This window comes from Streptomyces sp. NPDC058291 (genome assembly GCF_042880855.1).
In the GTDB taxonomy this organism is placed as follows: domain Bacteria; phylum Actinomycetota; class Actinomycetes; order Streptomycetales; family Streptomycetaceae; genus Streptomyces.
In genome coordinates, this window is sequence record NZ_JBHVYK010000062.1 from 1 (window position 1) to 17,033 (window position 17,033).

The window sequence follows — 17,033 nt, forward strand, 5'->3', positions numbered from 1 at the left end:
CCGCTGTTTCACGTGAAACAGCGGCCTCCCCGCTGCCGGTACTTTCCTTTTCGGAAGGGGAGCCTTCAGAGCTGCAGCTTGAAACCCACATGGGAGGCCACGAACCCGAGCCGTTCGTAGAAGCGGTGAGCGTCCGCGCGGGTGTTGTCGGAGGTCAACTGCACCAACTGGCAGTTCTCCCGACGGGATTCGTCGATCGCCCACTCGATGAACCTGGTGCCCAGACCGCTGCCGCGTTCATCGGCGTGTACGCGGACGCCTTCGATGATGGAGCGGGTCGAACCACGCCGGGACAAGCCCGGGACGATCGTCAGCTGGAGGGTGCCCACCACGCGTCCCTCCCGGACGGCGACGACCAGGCGCTGGTTCGGGTCGGCGGTGAGCCGTTCCAGCGCGGCCAGGTACGGGCTGAGGTCGTCCGGTGATTCGCGCTGAGCGCCCAGCGGGTCGTCCGCGAGCATGCCGACGATCGCGGGGATGTCCTCGGCGATGGCGGGCCGTATCTCAAGATCTCCCATGCCCGTCACTCTACGCAGGCAGGGTCACCGGCGCCTTGAGCGATTCGACGACCTGTACGAGCGGGGCGAGTTCCGGATTCGTGGCAGCCTCGTCGAGGGCTTGGCGCAGGGCTGCGTCGTTGGTCGGACGGGCCTCGGCGAGCAGCTTCAGGCCGGGGTCGGTCACGTTGGTGTAGATGCCGCGGCGGTCGGTGGGGCACAGGTAGCGCTCCAGCAGTCCGCGGTCCTCGAGCCTGGTCACCAGCCGGGTGGTCGCGCTCTGGCTGAGGACGACCGCGTCGGCCACCTGCTTCATCTGCAGATGCCCGCCCTCGCCGTCGTGCTGCCGACTGAGTACGTCGAGCAGCGAGTACTCGCGCACGCTGAGGTCGTGGCGCGCCTGCAGCGCGCGTTCGATGTGAGCCTCGATCCTCCCGTGCAGCAGAGAGAGGGCGCACCAGCCCTGGGCGAGGGCGGTGAGTGCGGGGTCCGTCGCAGTCATGGCGTTTCTCCTCCGTCCCAGAACGGCTGACACCCAGGATAGAGCACTCCTGCAATTGTCGGCGCTTGCCCATAGCCCGCGTCTGCAACTATTGTCGAAGCACTCAAAGCGCTCCTGCAATCATCGGAAGGTGTCACCCCCTATGCCTCTCGCGCTACTGGCCCTCGCGATCGGGGCCTTCGGAATCGGAACCACCGAATTCGTGATCATGGGCTTGCTGCCTGAGGTCGCGGACGACTTCGGGGTCTCCATCCCCACCGCCGGCTTCCTCGTGACCGGTTACGCGCTCGGGGTCCTGTTCGGCGCCCCGCTCATGACGGTCCTGGGCACCAAGGTGTCCCGCAAGCGGATGCTCATGCTCTTGATGGGCCTGTTCGTCGTGGGCAACCTGCTCTCCGCCGTCGCCCCGGTCTTCGCCGTGATGCTGATCGGCCGGGTGGTCGCCTCTCTCGCCCACGGCGCGTTCTTCGGCATCGGTTCCGTCGTCGCGGCCGGCCTGGTCGCCCCGGACAAGAAGGCCGGGGCCATCGCGATGATGTTCACCGGGCTCACTGTCGCGAACGTGGTCGGCGTCCCCCTGGGCACGCTCGTCGGACAGAGCATCGGCTGGCGGGTCACCTTCGCCCTGGTCGCCGCGCTCGGTGTCGTCGGTCTGGTCGGCATCGCCAGGCTGGTGCCCGAGATACCACGGGCCCAGGGCGTGCGCCTTCGGCACGAACTGGCCGCGTTCAAGAACACGCAGGTCCTGCTCGCCATGGCGATGACCGTCCTGGGTTTCGGCGGGGTCTTCGCGGCCATCACCTACATCGCGCCGATGATGACGCACGTCGCCGGATTCGCCGACGGCTCCGTCACCTGGCTGCTGGTCCTCTTCGGCCTGGGCATGGTCGGCGGCAACCTGATCGGCGGCCGGTACGCCGACCGCGCTCTCATGCCCATGCTCTACGTCTCCCTGGGGGCACTGGCGGTCGTCCTGGCGCTCTTCACCTTCACCGCCCACAACAAGGTTCTGGCGGCCGTCACGATCGCCCTGATCGGCGCCCTGGGCTTCGCCACCGTCCCACCGCTGCAGAAGCGCGTCCTGGACCAGGCCCACGGCGCCCCCACGCTGGCGTCAGCGGTGAACATCGGCGCCTTCAACCTCGGCAACGCGCTGTCCGCCTGGCTCGGCGGGCTCGTGATCGCCGCCGGCCTGGGCTACACCGCGCCCAACTGGGTCGGCGCCGCCCTCGCGGCGGGCGCCCTGCTGCTCGCCGTCGTCTCGGCCGCCCTGGAGCGCCGCGACAACGCCCGCGGCGCAACTGATCACGTCGTCACGGGCGGCACCGCCGCCGAGCGGCAGACGGCCGCCCAGCACTGAATCCGTCCGGATGGCCGACAGCACCGTCCCGACGAACGGGCTGTCAGGCGTTCGACACGCCCCGCCGCCCGCCGACACTCCCGCATCCCGTATCCCGTATCCCGTATCCAGAGGGAGCACCTCCGTCATGAGCACCACCACTGTCGCGCCCCTGACCATTCACGACGCCGAAGCCCTCGTCTCGGCGGCCCGCACTGCCGCCGAGGCCGCCGGGGCCACGGTCAGCGTCACCGTCCTGGACGCGGGCGGCCATCTGCTGGCCTTCCGCAGGGACGACCGAGCTGTACTGATCTCCGGGGAGACGAGCACGCGCAAGGCGTACACCGCCCTCCAGCTGAACACGCCCACCGCGGACCTCGTCGACGCCGTTCAGCCCGGCGGCCTCTTCCACACCCTGCCCACCGCGCTCGACCGGCCGCTGCTGTTCATCGCGGGCGGGGTGCCGGTTCACCGCGACGGCCGTCTCGTCGGCGCGATCGGGGTCGGCGGCGGCGCTCCGGAGCAGGATCACTGCTTCGCCACGACCGCCGTGAAGGCACTGGCCTGACCCCGGCCCCCTCACGACGAGCGCCGACTCCCGTGAACGGGCAGTCGGCGCTCCGGTGTGTGCTCGCGGGTCGTCAGCCGGCCGCCACCGTCAGCGGAGCGAAACGGCGACGCCAGTCGCCGGGCAACTCCGGGATTCCGTAGGTCATCACGGAGTTGAAGGCCACGGTTTCCAGACCGCGCGCCTTCACCCAGGCCAGCAGTTCCTCGTGCCGTACGTCGATGTCGGTGCGCAGGGGTCGGTCCGTGCCGGAGGCGAGGGAGGCCACGAGAGCCTTCGCGGTCTCCGTGTCCCGGGCGATCACCGGACCCACGACCTGGGTCTCCATGTTGGGCCACGCGGCCGCGTAGCCGATGATGTGGCCCCCGTCCTCCGCGACCCGCAGCTGGTCGGAGAAGGCCGGGAGCCGGGTGATCACATGCGTGCGATCAACGCCGAACACCTCTTCGTCGAGTCGCAGGATCGACGTGAGGTCCTCGGCCGTGGCCGCGCGGGTGGCCACGTCGGCGGCCGCTTCCGTCGCAGTGAAGTGCCCGCACACCATTTCCGCCCGTCCGGTGGACTTGAAGCCCAGTTCCTCGTAGAGCGGCCGGCCGTTCGGCGTGGCGTGGAGGGTGAGAGGCGTGGTCCCCATCAGCGACACCACCTGCCGCATCAGCCTCCGGCCGACACCTTGCCGGGCGTGCCGCTCGGCGACCAGCACCATGCCGATGGCACCGAGGCGCGGGTGTCCGTGCGGACCGTACTCGGTGACGACGCATGCGGCGACGAGGCCTCCGGCGGGATCGTCGATGCCGTAACCCTGTCCGGCGGACAGCAGGAAGCCCCACTTGTGCTCCTCACGTGGCCACCCCCGATCCTCGGACAAGTCGGCACAGGCGGTGAGATCGCGGTGGGTCAGACGGCGGATGGGCAGAGCGGTGTCAGAAGGAGTCGGCACGCGAGCCAGGCTGTCCGAACCGCGGGGTCGTCGTCCACCTGATTGGCCTGGACGTGCGTTGTTTTGGCCACCCAGTGGCCTTCCGTGAAGTGCGTCGACGGGAGCGTTTCACGTGAAACAGGAAAGATCTCCCGTCTGGATCTCGCGGCCTCAGCCGAGGTCGGGCGCGTGCATGGCCCGGACGCCCTCGATGTTCCCGTCCAGATAGTGCCGCAGGGACAGCGGCACGAGGTGGACGGAGGCGATGCCGACCCGGGTGAACGGCACGCGGACGATCTCGTACTCGCCCGCGGGTTCCTCCACCTCGGGTCCGTGCCGCAGCGCCGGGTCCATGGACTCCAGACGGCACACGAAGAAGTGCTGCACTTTCACACCGGTCGCGGTGGCGTCCGCGCCGATGTGTTCGACGGTGTCGACGAAGCAGGGCACCACGTCCTTGATCTTGGCGCCGAGTTCTTCATAGACCTCCCGGTGTAGTGCGTCCACGACCGTGGCATCGTCCGGCTCGACCCCGCCACCGGGCGTCACCCAGTAAGGATCGACACCGGGCTTGGTGCGCTTGATCAGGATCAGGTTGTCGCCGTCCAGCAGAACGGCTCGTGCGGTGCGCTTGACCACGGGTCGGACGGTCATGGGAGAAATGTGGCCCTGCTGGTTCCACGTGAAACATCGCGAGAGGCCACTGGTCGAGTTCACCTCGTGACCTCACTGTCCAGCAGGTCAGCACCACTCGGCTGCCGCACCCAGCAGCCAGTCGTGTGCCCGCGCGACATGCGGCATCGCCAGCGTCCCGGTGCGTACCACCAGGACGTAGGTCCGCAGCGGCGGCACCGCAGGTTCGTGCACCGCGACGACGTCCCCGCGCGCCAGAGGGGCCGCGCACAGATAGCGCGGCAGCACGGCCAGACCGGCTCCCGCGACCGCGCAGGCGAGGACCGCCCGGAGATCGGGGACGATGACGGCGCCCGAGGCGGTGGGACGGGAATCGAAGACGGAGGCCCAGTAGCGGGAGACCAACGGGAGCGACTCGTGCACCTCGACCACGGGGAGGTTCTTCAGCGCGGGCGCGCCTTGGCGGCGCAGTCTCGCGGTGTCGATCTGCTCGACCCACTGCGGGCCGGCGATCAGCTCGTGCTCCTCGGCGCACAGCGGGGCGGCCGTGAGCAGCGCTCCACGGGGCCGGGCCGTGCTGATCGCCAGGTCGTGGTGCCCTGCGGCCAGCCCCTCCAGAACCTCCTCGGCGTTACCGAACGAGGCGCGCAGGGCGAAGCGCTGACCATCGTCGCCGGACAGTTCGGTGAGCGCGGGAAGAGCCCGTTCGGCGGTGAACTCCGGAGGGCCGGCCAGGTGCAAGGTCCGTACGGAGGACTCGTCGTCGAGGCCGGTCTCGGCGATCTCCACCAGAGCGTCGAGATGGGGAGCGGCCTTGTGGGCGAGCTCGTCCCCGATGCTCGTCGGGGTCACACCGCGGGCCTGCCGCAGAAACAGGGGCCGGCCCAGTTGCCGCTCCAACTAGCCTGGTTCGCGCGGTTCTTCGCGCGCAGAACCGAGGACGGTCCGAGCCACGAGGGGGGAGGCTCGGACCGTCCGCCGCGGTCAGCGGGGTCCGGACAGGGCCTCCGTAAACCCATCACCGCTCCGATTCCCGCAGCGCGCGCAGCACGTCCGCCACCAGGTCCTCGGGATCCTCGGCGCCGACGGACAGTCGGATGAAGCCCTCCGGCACGGCGTCCCCGCCCCAGCGTCCGCGCCGCTCAGCGGTGGAGCGCACCCCGCCGAAGCTCGTCGCCTCGTCCACGAGGCGCAGCGCGTCCAGGAATCGCTCGGCTCGTGCGCGTGTGGCCAGCGTGAAGGAGACCACGCACCCGTATCGGCGCATCTGCTGCGCGGCGATCTTGTGGGAGGGATCGTCGGGCAGCCCCGGATACCGCAGCCCGCTCACCTCGGGCCTGCCGCGCAGGGCCTCGGCGACGGCCAGGGCGGTGGCGTCCTGCCGGTCGACGCGCATCTGGAGCGTGGCGATCGAGCGGTGTGCGAGCCAGGCTTCCATGGGCCCGGGGATCGCCCCGACGATCTTGCGCCAGCGTCGTACGGCCGTCATCGGCTCGCCGGCTCGTCCGGTGACATAGCCGAGGAGGATGTCTCCGTGACCGGTGAGCTGCTTGGTTCCGCTGGCCACGGAGAAGTCGGCGCCGAGCTCCAGCGGGCGTTGCCCGAGCGGAGTGGCGAGGGTGTTGTCCACGGCCACCAGCGCGCCACGCGCGTGTGCCGCCTCGGCGAGCCTGGGGATGTCGCACACGTCGAGCCCCGGGTTCGAGGGGGACTCGATCAACAACAGCTTCGCGCCGTCGAGCACCTCGATCTGGGCGTCCGAGCCGGTCGGCGCGGTGCGCACCTCGATGCCGTACGCCTCCAGCTGAGCGCGGGCCAGCGGCAGCGCCTGGTAACCGTCGCTGGGCAGTACGACCGCGTCCCCGGCGCGCAGCTGCGAGAAGAGCACCGAGGAGATCGCGGCCATGCCGGAGGCGAACACGAGCGTCTCGACGCCGTCCTCCCCCGGCGCCTCCAGTTCGCCGATCGCGTGCTCCAGGTGCGTCCAGGTCGGGTTCTCGTCACGACCGTAGGTGTACGGGCCCGTCGGCTCGCCCGGCAGGTGGAAGTGCGCCGCGAAGACCGGGCCGGGAAGGGTGGGCTCGTACTTCACCGGCTCGGGCAGTCCGGCCCGCACCGCGCGCGTGCCGTCGCCGGAACCCGGGGAGATCCCCCCGGTCGTAGCGGAACCGCTCATGCCACCTGTCCTTCCACGTCGTCACGCACAGCGGCGAGCAGACCGGTGCTCGCCTCCTCCACCATCTCAAGGCACTCCTCGAAGCCGTCGCGGCCCCCGTAATAAGGGTCGGGGACGTCGAGATCCTGGTCGGCCGCGGCGGGGTCGTAGGAACGAAGGAGCCGCACCTTCGCGGCGTCCTGCACGGTTGGCGCGAGAAGGCGCAGCGCCCTGAGGTGACCGGAGTCCAGGGCGATCACCAGGTCGAGGCGGGCGAACCAGGACGGCTCGAAGCGACGGGCCGTGTGGTCGAGCGCGTAGCCGTGCTCCTCCAGTACGGACAGGGCGCGGGGGTCGGCGTTCTCGCCCTCGTGCCAGTCGCCCGTCCCGGCGCTGTCGACCTCGACCAGCCCGTCGAGACCCGCGTCCTCGACCCGCGCGCGGAAGACCGACTCGGCCATCGGCGAACGGCAGATGTTGCCGGTGCAGACGAAACAGACGCGGTAGGTCATCGCCGGCTCAGTCCTCGTCGGGCATCACGACGTTGAGCGCCCACGAGACGACCGAGATGATCAGGCCGCCCAGGACGGCGGTCCAAAAGCCCTCCACATGGAAGCTCACGTCGAGCTTGTCGGCCAGCCATGAAGTGAGCAGCAGCATCAGGGCGTTGACCACCAGGGTGATCAGCCCCAGCGTGAGGATGAACAGGGGGAAGGTCAGCACCTTGACGACCGGCTTGACCAGGAAGTTCACCAGACCGAAGAGCAAGGCGACGACAAGGAGGGTGCCGATCTTCTTGCCCGTGCTGTCACCGGTCAGGGTGATCTTGTCGAGCAGCCAGACGGCGACCGCCAGGGCGCCTGCGTTGGCGATCGTCTTGACTACGAAATTCATCATGTGTCTGATCGTGGCAGAGAGATCGCCAACGAGCACCGGACGAGAGCGGACAAGATCGATGAAGGCATTCCGGTTGGATGAACTGGAGGCGGAGCGAGCCGCCAACGACGGTGCCTATCTGCAGTTTCTGCGTGAGCGCAACATGTCTGTCGGGCTGTACGCGCTCGACGCCGGCACGCATGATCCCCAGAGCCCGCACCAGCAGGACGAGGTGTACTTCGTGGTGAGCGGGCGCGCCTCGATCACCGTCGGCCTGGAGACCACGCAGGTGGCCCGCGGGAGCGTGGTGTACGTCCCGGCGGGCGTCGCCCACAAGTTCCATCACATCAGCGAGGATCTGCGGGTCCTGGTGGTGTTCTCGCCGCCCGAGGGCTGAGCTTCTCCGTCTCCCAGCCGACGCGCCGTCTCGGGGTTCCCTAAGGGTTCGATCAGGGGAGGACAAGGGATGCGAGGACCCCGTCCGTGCCCTCTTCGGCCCTAGCATCGACGCAGGACATCGAAAGGATCCGGCGCGACACGAGCGCCGGACGTCGATCGAAGAGGATGAGGACGAGAGCGATGCAAGAGATCTTCACGGGACTGCCGTGGTGGGTGAAGTGGGTCGCGGTGCCGGTCATCGCCCTGGTCGTGTTCGGCGGGCTGATAGCCAGCGTCGTCGGCTTCGTGATCGGCCTGCTCTTCAAGCTGTTGGTCTTCGTGGCGCTGGTCGGCGGACTGATCTATGTCGTACGTAAGTTCATGTCGAGTTCGTCGTCGCGCAGCGACTGGTGAGGCGCGGGCGGGTGAGCGGTGCCGGAGACCGGTGATCGGTAACAGGAATCACCGGTTCCCTCGGCCGGGGGAAGTTTTCCCACAGCCGGTCTGCAAGCGGTGGCAGACGGTTAAAGTCCGGAACTCGACGCGGGGACGACGCCCCGCGAGCGGCGTACGCCCCCTCCCGTGTCCCCCCGCACGGACCGCCCCCTCGCGCCTCGGGAGCCCCCTTGCCCACGGTCGACACCGCAACCGCGCAACCGTATGCACCCCCCACCCCACCGCGTTCCCTCGTACCTCCGCTCCAGCGCCCGCCGAACGCGGCCGACCCCGAGCAGCCCCACTCGGCGGCCACCTTGATCGGATCCGTGCAGCGCGCCATGCGGCTGCTGGAAACCGTCGCCGAGCACGAGTTCGGAGCCCCGGCGAAGCAACTGGCCCGTGAGACCGGTCTCGCCCTGCCCACGGCCTACCACCTGTTGCGCACTCTTGTGCACGAGGGCTATCTGCGCCGGGACAAGGGTCTGTTCTTCCTCGGTGACGCCGCCGAACGACTCGGCAGCAGCGGAGCGGCGCAGAAACGTCGCAGCACCGTCGCCGACACGCTCGCTCAATGGCGCGATTCGATCGGTGTCCCCGTGTACTACGCACGGTATCGGGACGGCGAGATCGAGATCATGTGCGTCTCCGACACCCCGGGCAACCCGGCGGTCGAGGAATGGGCCGACTTCCGCGAGACGGGACACGCCCACGCCATCGGCCAGTGCCTGCTCTCCCAACTGGACGAGGACGCCCGCCGGGACCACCTGAGCCGCTACGCGGCGCGGTCGATCACCCCGTACACCGTGCGGGACAACCACACCCTGCTGCGGCGCCTGGAGCGGATGCCGCGCATGGAACCGGTCGTCGAACGACAGGAGTACGCGCTGGGCACCGTGTGCGCCGCCATTCCGATCACCGTGGGCACCACGGCGGCGACGATGGCCATCTCGCTGCCCGCCCATCATGCCGACCGGCTGCACGCCGCGGCCCGCCAACTGCAGAACGAGGTCGGACGCCTGCTGGGCTCCCTCGCCATCTCTATCAGTATCTGAAAACTCACTCCTTGTGATCTGTTGTGTACGTTCAGCAAGATGCCTGCAGTGTCAGAAGGTTCATTCCCGGCCAATCGACGGCAAATGACGGGGTTAGGCGATGCGCGAGTCCGTGCAGGCAGTACAGGCAGAGGTCATGATGAGCTTCCTCGTGTCCGAGGATCTCTCGTTCCGCATCCCGGTGGAGCTGGGCTACGAGTCGTGCGATCCCTACGCGGTGCGGCTCACCTTCCATTTGCCCGGCGACGCCCCGGTGACCTGGGCCTTCGGTCGAGAACTGCTCATCGACGGAGTGGGCAGGCCGTGCGGTGAGGGCGACGTCCGCGTCTCGCCCGTGGATCCGGACGTGCTCGGAGAGGTCCTGATCCGGCTTCAGGTCTGTGGGGACCAGGCTGTGTTCCGCTCCTCGGCGGCCCCTCTGGTGGCCTTCCTCGATCGCACCGACAAGCTGGTGCCTCTGGGGCAGGAGGGGGCGCTCGCCGACTTCGACGCGCATCTGGACGAGGCGCTGGGCCGCATTCTGGCGGAGGAACAGAGCGCGGGCTGACTAAGTGGCGGCGAGCGGCGGCGAGCGGCAACGGAGAGCTCCGTCACCGGGTGCGGGCGCGCAGTAACGCTTCTCCGCGGTGTTGCCGGTGCCGCCGGCACCACGCATGCCACTCGCCGCTCCCACGGTCCCACCGGTCCGTCGGGCGAGCGCCCGGCTCCCATTCGGGGGCTGGGCGTGGTCCGGCCGGGTCAGCGTTTGCGGCGCTTGCCCCGGCCGCCCCAGGCCGGCGCCGGACCGGTCGGCGCAGCCACCGAAGCCCCAGCACCCACCGGGTCCGCGGAACTCACCGGACCCAGCGCACCCGCGGCAGGCGCCTTCGGAGCCGCCACGGCCGCCGCGTCGGTTCCCGGACGATCGGCGGAGACCACGAGAGCGGCCAGAAGTGTCGTCACCGGCACCGAGGCCACCAGGCCGATCGACCCCACGAGCGTGCGCACGATCTCCTCCGCCACCAGCTCACTGTTGGCGACGGCGCCCACACTGCTCTGCGCGATCGAGAAGAGCAGCAACAGCGGCAGGGCGGCGCCGGCGTAGGCGAGGACGAGCGTGTTGACCACCGAGGCGATGTGGTCGCGGCCGATGCGGATGCCGGCCCGGTAGAGCCCGCGTCGGCCCATCGACGGATTGGCCTCGTGCAGTTCCCAGACCGCTGACGTCTGCGTGACCGTCACGTCGTCGAGGACCCCGAGCGAGCCGATGATGACGCCGGCGAGCAGCAGGCCGCTCATGTCGATGGACGGATACAGGCCATGGATCAGGCCGGTGTTGTCGTCCGTGTTGCCGGTCAGGGACGCCCAGTCGATGAAGACCGAGCCGAGGACGCCGATGAGCAGCAGGGAGACGAGCGTGCCGAGTACCGCGACGGAGGTGCGGGCCGACAGACCGTGACACAGATAGAGCGCGATCAGCATGATGGCGCTCGCCCCCACCACGGCCACCACCAACGGGTTCGAGCCCTGCAGGATCGCCGGCAACACGAAGAAGTTCAGCACCAGGAAGCTGATGGCCAGCGCGACCAGCGCCATCACGCCCCGAAGCCGCCCGACGATCACGACGGCCACGGCGAAGACGATGGCCAGCACCGACATCGGGATGCGGCGGTTCACGTCGGTGACCGAGTACTGCAGCTCCCTCGGCGCCGAAGGCTCGTAGGCGACCACCACCTTCTCGCCCTGGTCCAACTGCCGGGTCTGGTCCGGCTGGATGATCTCGGCGAACGTACGGCCCTTGTCGTGGCCGGTGTCCACCCGGATCGTGGCCCTCTTGCAGATGCCGCTCGCCTGCTGCTGCGCCGAGGAGCCCTCGGCTGTGGAGGTGTCGCCGGTCGGAGTGTCGCCCGAGGCGTTCACCGAGGCGCAGCTCACGCTCACGACCTTGGTGACCGTGGCCTGTTGAGTCTGCCGATCGAAGCCGACCCCGGTGCGTTCGTGCGCCGGGGCGCCGCCGGGCCACAGCACCACGAGCCCGACCAGCACCGCGGCGCCGAACGGGATGAGGATGGCAGCGATGACCTTGCGCAGGTGCCGGGAGACGGGCGCGGCCGGGCCGTGACTGTGGCTGTGGCCGTGGGCATGCCCGTGGCCCTCTTCGTGCGCGGGCCTTTGCCCCTCGCCCTGACCGGGCCCGCGCCCGTCGCTGCGCTCCTGGGCATGCTGCTCCTCGCCGTGGCCGGGGTCATGTGCACCGCCGTAACCGGCCCCGTGCCCGCCCCCGGATCCCATGCCCTGACCGGTGCCGCCGCCGGTGCCGGTGCTGGGACCGGGACCGTATGCGTACCCATGACGGCTCTCGTGGCTGTCACCGCCACCATCGCCATGCCTGCCGCTGCCGTATCCGTACCCGTACCCGCGTTCGGGCTCAGGGCCGGGACCAGCAGGGGCAGGGGCGCGGTCGGGCCCGGAGGCCGGGCCCTGATGACCGGGGGCTCGACCGCGGGCCAGGCCGCCCAGTCCTCCCGCATACCCCGGCTCCTGCGCGGGACCGGGACCGTCGGCGGGGCCGTTTCCGGTACCCGACCGACGGCGCGGCTCGGGCGGAAGCGGGGGATGGGGTGTCGTGGTCACCGACCGATCATCGCAAGAACGAAGGGGGCCCTCTGTTCACCGCGCCCGAATTGACGCTAGCGTGGAGGCACTTTTGCACACGCGGGAGCTCGGAGCACCGGGCTGAGAGGGCGCTGACCTCCGTTTTCGCGATGTTTCACGTGGAACGTCTCACGGCGAGTGAGGTTTCACAGGAAACGTCGGCAGACGGTAGCCGCTGCGTCGACCGCCGAACCTGTTACCGGGTAATGCCGGCGTAGGGAGTAGGTCTCATGACCAAGAAGGACGCACGCACGCCTGCCTCCATGCAGGACGCGACCAGCGAGAACGCGGTCGACGTCGCCGATGCGGAGGCCAGGAAGTCCATCGGCTGGCACAAGGGGTACGTCGAGGGCACTCGCCCCGATCTGCGGGTGCCGGTCCGTCAGGTGCACCTCACCAACGGGAAGTCGGTCACGCTGTACGACACGTCCGGCCCGTACACCGATCCTCTCGTCGAGACCGACGTCCGCAGGGGGCTCTCGCCGCTGCGTGAGAGCTGGATCATCGGCCGCGGAGACACCGAGGAGTATGCCGGCCGTCCGGTCCGCCCCGAGGACGACGGCATCAAGCACACCGCGCCGCGCGGTGGTCTGCGCAACCTCGACGCAGTCTTTCCCGGCCGGCCGCGGCTCCCGCGCCGCAGCCGGGACGGCAAGGCGGTCACCCAGCTCGCCTATGCGCGCCAGGGGGAGATCACGCCCGAGATGGAGTTCGTGGCCATCCGGGAGAACGTCTCTCCCGAAGTGGTCCGCGAGGAGATCGCAACAGGCCGTGCGGTGCTGCCGGCCAACGTCAATCACCCGGAGATCGAGCCGATGATCATCGGCAAGCGGTTCCTGGTGAAGGTCAACGCCAACATCGGCAACTCGGCCGTGACCTCCTCCATCGAGGAGGAGGTCGAGAAGATGACCTGGGCGACCCGGTGGGGCGCCGACACGGTCATGGACCTGTCCACCGGACGCAACATCCACACCACTCGCGAGTGGGTGCTGCGCAACTCCCCCGTCCCCATCGGCACGGTGCCGCTGTACCAGGCGCTGGAGAAGGTCGACGGTCGCGCCGAAGAGCTGACCTGGGAGATCTACAAGGACACGGTCGTCGAGCAGGCCGAACAGGGCGTCGACTACATGACGGTCCACGCCGGAGTCCGTCTTGCGTACGTCCCGCTCACGGCCAACCGCAAGACCGGCATCGTCTCGCGCGGCGGCTCGATCATGGCGGCCTGGTGCCTGGCGCACCACAAGGAGTCCTTCCTGTACGAGAACTTCGAGGAACTCTGCGAGATTCTCGCCGCCTACGACGTCACCTACTCGCTCGGTGACGGCCTGCGTCCGGGGTCGATCGCGGACGCCAACGACGAGGCCCAGTTCGCTGAGTTGAGGACGCTCGGGGAACTCAACACGATCGCCAAGCGTTTTCACGTACAGACGATGATCGAAGGCCCGGGCCATGTCCCGATGCACAAGATCAAGGAGAACATCGACCTTCAGCAGGAGATCTGTGATGAAGCTCCGTTCTATACGCTCGGCCCGCTGACCACGGACGTCGCGCCGGCGTACGACCACATCACCTCCGGCATCGGCGCCGCGATGATCGCCTGGTGGGGCACGGCCATGCTCTGCTACGTCACGCCCAAGGAACACCTGGGCCTGCCCAACCGCGACGACGTCAAGACCGGCGTCATCACCTACAAGATCGCCGCCCACGCAGCCGACCTCGCCAAGGGCCACCCCGGTGCGCAGGAATGGGACGACGCGCTGTCCGACGCGCGGTTCGAGTTCCGCTGGGAGGACCAGTTCAACCTTGCTCTCGACCCGGACACAGCACGGGAGTTCCACGACGAGACGCTGCCGGCCGAGCCCGCGAAGACGGCGCACTTCTGCTCGATGTGCGGGCCGAAGTTCTGCTCGATGAAGATCAGCCAGAGCATCACGGAGCGGTTCGGCGCCGGGGCCACAGAGGGCGCCTCGGCCGACGAGATCGCCGAGGGGATGCTGGCGAAATCGAAGGAGTTCGCCGCGAACGGGAACCGGGTGTACCTGCCGCTGGCCGACTGACCGGACGGTCCTGATCGATCCTCGTCGATCCTCGTCGGTGCCGTCGGTGCTGTCGGTTCGGGCGCATCCCCGAACCGGCAGTGCTGGGGGAGCTGACGGGGGAACCGAACGAAGCACCTACCGAGGGGGCCGATGGACGGATCAACGGGTACAGGTGACGTGCTTGTTCGTTCATTGAAGTCGGACGTCGACTCGGCAGACTTGCCTCCATGACAGCGCGATCCATGAGCAAGAGTGCCAATCTGCCGGTCGACTCACCGGATGTCCGGGTCGAACTCAGCTGGGCCGAGGGCGTCGGCGGGCCGGACATCGACGTCTCGGCGTTGCTGTTGACCGACGACGGGCGGGTCCGCAACGACGGGGACTTCGTCTTCTACAACCAGCCGCTGCATGCGTCCGGCGCCGTGCGGCACGTCGGCAAGCGTCGTGCCGCCGGCGTCATCACCGATGCCGTCGACGTCGATCTCCGCTCGCTGGAGGGGGCGATCACCCGGGTGGTGCTGTGCGCGTCCGCCGACGGCGGCACCTTCGGGCAGGTGACCGGTTTGATGCTGCGGCTGTTCGGTACGGGCGGTGGGTATGAGATGGCTCGCTTCGACATGCAGGCCGGCACGGAGACGGCGTTCATCGGGGGTGAGTTGTACCAGCGCGAAGGCCGGTGGAAGTTCCGCGCGGTCGGACAGGGGTACGCCTCCGGACTGGCGGGACTGGCCATCGACTTCGGGATCACGGTCGACGAGGAACCGGACGCGACGACCGTTCCGCCTGTGTCGCCCGTTCAGCCCGGGTCGCCGACACCCGCCCGTGCGGACGTGCCGCTGCCCAGCCGCCCGCAATCGCCCCCGGCCGTCCGTCCGGCGCCGCCTTCGGTCGTCCGCCCGGAGTCGACCGCGGCGGGTCCGTTTTCAGAGCCTCGTCTGACGAAGGGCGAGGAGCGGCTTCCCGTCGACATGCGCAAGCGGCTGTCGTTGCGGAAGGAGCAGGTCGCCGTCAGCCTCAGCAAGCGCGGGGCGACCGGCATCAGCGCGCGCATCCTGCTGGTCCTCGACGCCTCCGGGTCCATGTCGTTCCTGTACTCCAAGGGCGTGGTGGCGGACGTCGTGGAGCGGATGGCTGCGGTGGCGGCCCAGCTCGACGACGACGGTGAGATGCAGGCCTGGACGTTCGCCAGTGAGGCCGCGCGTCTGCCCGACCTGCGCCTGGGTGAACTCCCCGAGTGGCTGCGGCTGCATGTGCGGGTGGGTGAGATGAGTCTCTTCCGTCGGTCCAAGAAGCCCCGCAAGGGGCTGGAGCCCGGGCAGGTCGACATGCGCACGGTCGGCATCCAGAACGAGGAGCAGAAGGCGATCGCCCAGGTCAGAGCCTATGTGCGAGAGAATCCGGCGAGCGCTCCGACCTTGGTGCTGTTCTTCTCCGACGGCGGGGTCTACCGCGACGCGGCGATCGAGCGGGAGCTGAGGGCTGCGGTCGAGGAGCCGATCTTCTGGCAGTTCGTGGGGCTCGGGCGATCCGACTACGGGGTGCTGGAGCGGTTCGATACGCTGCCCGGGCGGCGCGTCGACAACGTGGGATTCTTCGCGGTGGACGACATCAGCACTGTCCCCGACCAGGAGCTCTATGACCGGCTCTTGTCCGAGTTCCCCGACTGGATCAAGGCGGCGACGCGGGCCGGCATCCTCTGATGAGACGCCGGGCCGCACGGAAGCCCGCAGGGAGGGGCCCCGGGCCGGTGCGGGCGGAGCCGATGTGCCCAGGCCGACAGGTTCAGGACCGGAAGCAGCGCGGGCCCCTGGCCGACAGGTTCAGGACCGGTGCAGCGCGGGCCCCGTCCGGCCCGAGCCGACCCGGCGCAATACGGGCCGGCCCAATTCAGCCCCATCCGGCCCGACGCGGCGCGGTACGGCCCGCCCTCCTCCGGCCTGTGTCGCAGTGGTGCCTATTCCGGGTGGTGTTCCGGGCCGCCGAAATCGGGGCTCGAGTAGTCGGGGCTGCTGAAGCTCGGACGAGGACCGGTGGAGCGGCCGTCGTCGGGGCTGCTGAAGCCCGGGCGGCCGTAACCGATCTTCGGGAGGCGACCGGTGGGAGCCGGTGGGTTGGGTTCGGTGTCCAGGGCGGTCGCCGTGCCGGGATCCGCGAGAGCCTCCCGGAGGAACGGCAGGATGCCGCGTTCGAGCAGGGCTTCGCGCCAGGCTTCCTTGGCCCGGCTGACCTCCTCGTTCAGCTCGCCGTACGGCCCGGCCTCCAGAGAGGGCCGGTTGCGCAGGGCGGTGAGCAGCAGAGCGACGGTGGCGACGAGGATCGCGGCGGCGGCGACCGCACCGAACGCCCAGCCGGCCGCGACCATGGTCCGGGCGAACCCCTGTTCGGGGGCGAGTGCCCTGAGGACGTACCCGACCAGAAGGAAGATCACCGCCGCGGTTCCGGCGAGTACGGGGGTGAGGACGGCGGCGACGGCGCCCGCCCCGGCGGCCTCGGCCGCATCACCCATGGTCGTGGTCAGGTCCATCGTGGCCGCGCCCGGCTCGACGGGAGCGGACTCGGGCGTGGCCGTCGCGGTCGACGGCGCGGGGTGGCGCAGTTCCTCGCGGACTTTCACGTAGTGCTGGTACTCGGCCGCCGCGGCCACCGCTATGAGCGCGGAGGCGTTGAGCGCCATGGTGCGCAGTTGCTCGGAGTTGAGCCGCTGTCCCACAGCGACGAGGTCCGGGTGGTGTGGGGCGGAGCGCAGCGCCTCTTCGAGGATCCGCTCGTACTCTTGGCGGTCCTCGCTGTGCAGGTGCTGCGGAACGCTGTTCATGTGCATCCCCCGATGCTCCGTAGGGCTTGGGGCTCGCATGCCAACGAGCCGTCGGGCAGAAACGGAGGGGAGCCTGCTACGGATAAGCCGATGGTAGAGCGGCGACGGCATGGGGTGACAGGGGGTTTGCCGAAATTGGCCCCCGGCCTCGGGTGTCGCGAGTGATCCCGGAACGAGGCGCGTCGGTC

At 69.3% G+C, this 17,033-nt stretch carries 17 protein-coding genes, 1 pseudogene and 1 riboswitch; of the genes and pseudogenes, 8 read left to right on the forward strand and 10 right to left on the reverse strand.

Annotated elements, in window-relative coordinates:
- Window positions 1-65: 65 nt before the first annotated feature.
- On the reverse strand, window positions 66-518 hold the full coding sequence (locus ACFVYK_RS26805) for a GNAT family N-acetyltransferase (RefSeq protein WP_389778393.1): 453 nt from the start codon (window positions 516-518) through the stop codon (window positions 66-68).
- 10 nt (window positions 519-528) lie between these two features.
- A complete protein-coding gene (locus tag ACFVYK_RS26810) occupies window positions 529-999 on the reverse strand; it encodes a MarR family winged helix-turn-helix transcriptional regulator (RefSeq protein ID WP_389778395.1) in 471 nt (156 codons plus the stop codon).
- A gap of 142 nt (window positions 1,000-1,141) precedes the next feature.
- On the opposite strand from ACFVYK_RS26810, the gene ACFVYK_RS26815 reads away from it, so the two are divergent.
- Together ACFVYK_RS26815 and ACFVYK_RS26820 are read left to right on the forward strand one after the other, a co-directional pair.
- Window positions 1,142-2,359 (forward strand): MFS transporter, encoded by a 1,218-nt coding sequence (locus tag ACFVYK_RS26815; RefSeq protein WP_389778397.1) that lies wholly within the window; start codon window positions 1,142-1,144, stop codon window positions 2,357-2,359.
- A 127-nt stretch (window positions 2,360-2,486) separates the two neighbouring features.
- Window positions 2,487-2,906 carry a heme-binding protein gene (locus ACFVYK_RS26820; RefSeq protein WP_389778399.1) on the forward strand — a complete coding sequence of 140 codons (420 nt, stop codon included), beginning with the start codon at window positions 2,487-2,489 and terminating at the stop codon, window positions 2,904-2,906.
- Between the two features lie 73 nt (window positions 2,907-2,979).
- Here ACFVYK_RS26820 and ACFVYK_RS26825 read toward each other — a convergent pair whose 3' ends face one another.
- The 6 genes and pseudogenes from ACFVYK_RS26825 to ACFVYK_RS26850 form a co-directional block, all read right to left on the reverse strand.
- Window positions 2,980-3,846, reverse strand: a complete 867-nt coding sequence (locus ACFVYK_RS26825; RefSeq protein WP_389778400.1) for a GNAT family N-acetyltransferase — start codon at window positions 3,844-3,846, stop codon at window positions 2,980-2,982.
- Window positions 3,847-3,996: 150 nt separating this feature from the next.
- Window positions 3,997-4,479: an NUDIX domain-containing protein gene (locus ACFVYK_RS26830; protein WP_389778402.1), complete on the reverse strand. Its 483-nt coding sequence runs from the start codon at window positions 4,477-4,479 to the stop codon at window positions 3,997-3,999.
- 87 nt (window positions 4,480-4,566) lie between these two features.
- Window positions 4,567-5,358 (reverse strand): annotated as a pseudogene (locus tag ACFVYK_RS26835) (LysR family transcriptional regulator); the annotation flags it as partial.
- Between the two features lie 118 nt (window positions 5,359-5,476).
- Window positions 5,477-6,634 (reverse strand): cystathionine gamma-lyase, encoded by a 1,158-nt coding sequence (locus ACFVYK_RS26840; protein WP_389778403.1) that lies wholly within the window; start codon window positions 6,632-6,634, stop codon window positions 5,477-5,479.
- A complete protein-coding gene (locus ACFVYK_RS26845; protein WP_389778405.1) occupies window positions 6,631-7,125 on the reverse strand; it encodes a low molecular weight protein-tyrosine-phosphatase in 495 nt (164 codons plus the stop codon). Before ACFVYK_RS26845 ends, ACFVYK_RS26840 begins: the two co-directional genes overlap by 4 nt.
- Window positions 7,126-7,132: 7 nt before the next feature.
- Window positions 7,133-7,510 carry a phage holin family protein gene (locus ACFVYK_RS26850; protein ID WP_389778407.1) on the reverse strand — a complete coding sequence of 126 codons (378 nt, stop codon included), beginning with the start codon at window positions 7,508-7,510 and terminating at the stop codon, window positions 7,133-7,135.
- Between the two features lie 58 nt (window positions 7,511-7,568).
- On the opposite strand from ACFVYK_RS26850, the gene ACFVYK_RS26855 reads away from it, so the two are divergent.
- The 4 genes from ACFVYK_RS26855 (at window position 7,569) to ACFVYK_RS26870 (ending at window position 9,904) form a co-directional block, all read left to right on the forward strand.
- Window positions 7,569-7,886: a cupin domain-containing protein gene (locus ACFVYK_RS26855; RefSeq protein WP_389778409.1), complete on the forward strand. Its 318-nt coding sequence runs from the start codon at window positions 7,569-7,571 to the stop codon at window positions 7,884-7,886.
- Window positions 7,887-8,068: 182 nt separating this feature from the next.
- On the forward strand, window positions 8,069-8,281 hold the full coding sequence (locus ACFVYK_RS26860; RefSeq protein WP_389778410.1) for a DUF5326 family protein: 213 nt from the start codon (window positions 8,069-8,071) through the stop codon (window positions 8,279-8,281).
- 338 nt (window positions 8,282-8,619) lie between these two features.
- Window positions 8,620-9,357, forward strand: a complete 738-nt coding sequence (locus tag ACFVYK_RS26865) for an IclR family transcriptional regulator (protein WP_389778412.1) — start codon at window positions 8,620-8,622, stop codon at window positions 9,355-9,357.
- A 100-nt stretch (window positions 9,358-9,457) separates the two neighbouring features.
- Window positions 9,458-9,904: an SsgA family sporulation/cell division regulator gene (locus tag ACFVYK_RS26870; RefSeq protein WP_389778416.1), complete on the forward strand. Its 447-nt coding sequence runs from the start codon at window positions 9,458-9,460 to the stop codon at window positions 9,902-9,904.
- A gap of 191 nt (window positions 9,905-10,095) precedes the next feature.
- Here ACFVYK_RS26870 and ACFVYK_RS26875 read toward each other — a convergent pair whose 3' ends face one another.
- The gene (locus tag ACFVYK_RS26875) at window positions 10,096-11,628 is read right to left on the reverse strand and encodes a YibE/F family protein (protein ID WP_389778417.1); all 1,533 of its coding nucleotides are present in this window, start codon (window positions 11,626-11,628) and stop codon (window positions 10,096-10,098) included.
- A gap of 413 nt (window positions 11,629-12,041) precedes the next feature.
- A riboswitch (TPP riboswitch) is annotated at window positions 12,042-12,229 on the forward strand.
- Between ACFVYK_RS26875 and thiC the strand changes: the two genes are divergently transcribed.
- Window positions 12,222-14,048 (forward strand): phosphomethylpyrimidine synthase ThiC, encoded by a 1,827-nt coding sequence (thiC, locus tag ACFVYK_RS26880; protein ID WP_389778418.1) that lies wholly within the window; start codon window positions 12,222-12,224, stop codon window positions 14,046-14,048. (Overlaps the previous riboswitch by 8 nt.)
- A 209-nt stretch (window positions 14,049-14,257) precedes the next feature.
- Window positions 14,258-15,730: a VWA domain-containing protein gene (locus ACFVYK_RS26885; protein WP_389778420.1), complete on the forward strand. Its 1,473-nt coding sequence runs from the start codon at window positions 14,258-14,260 to the stop codon at window positions 15,728-15,730.
- A gap of 254 nt (window positions 15,731-15,984) precedes the next feature.
- On the opposite strand, the gene ACFVYK_RS26890 is transcribed toward ACFVYK_RS26885, so the two are convergent.
- Window positions 15,985-16,851 carry a hypothetical protein gene (locus ACFVYK_RS26890; protein WP_389778422.1) on the reverse strand — a complete coding sequence of 289 codons (867 nt, stop codon included), beginning with the start codon at window positions 16,849-16,851 and terminating at the stop codon, window positions 15,985-15,987.
- Between the last annotated feature and the right edge of the window lie 182 nt (window positions 16,852-17,033).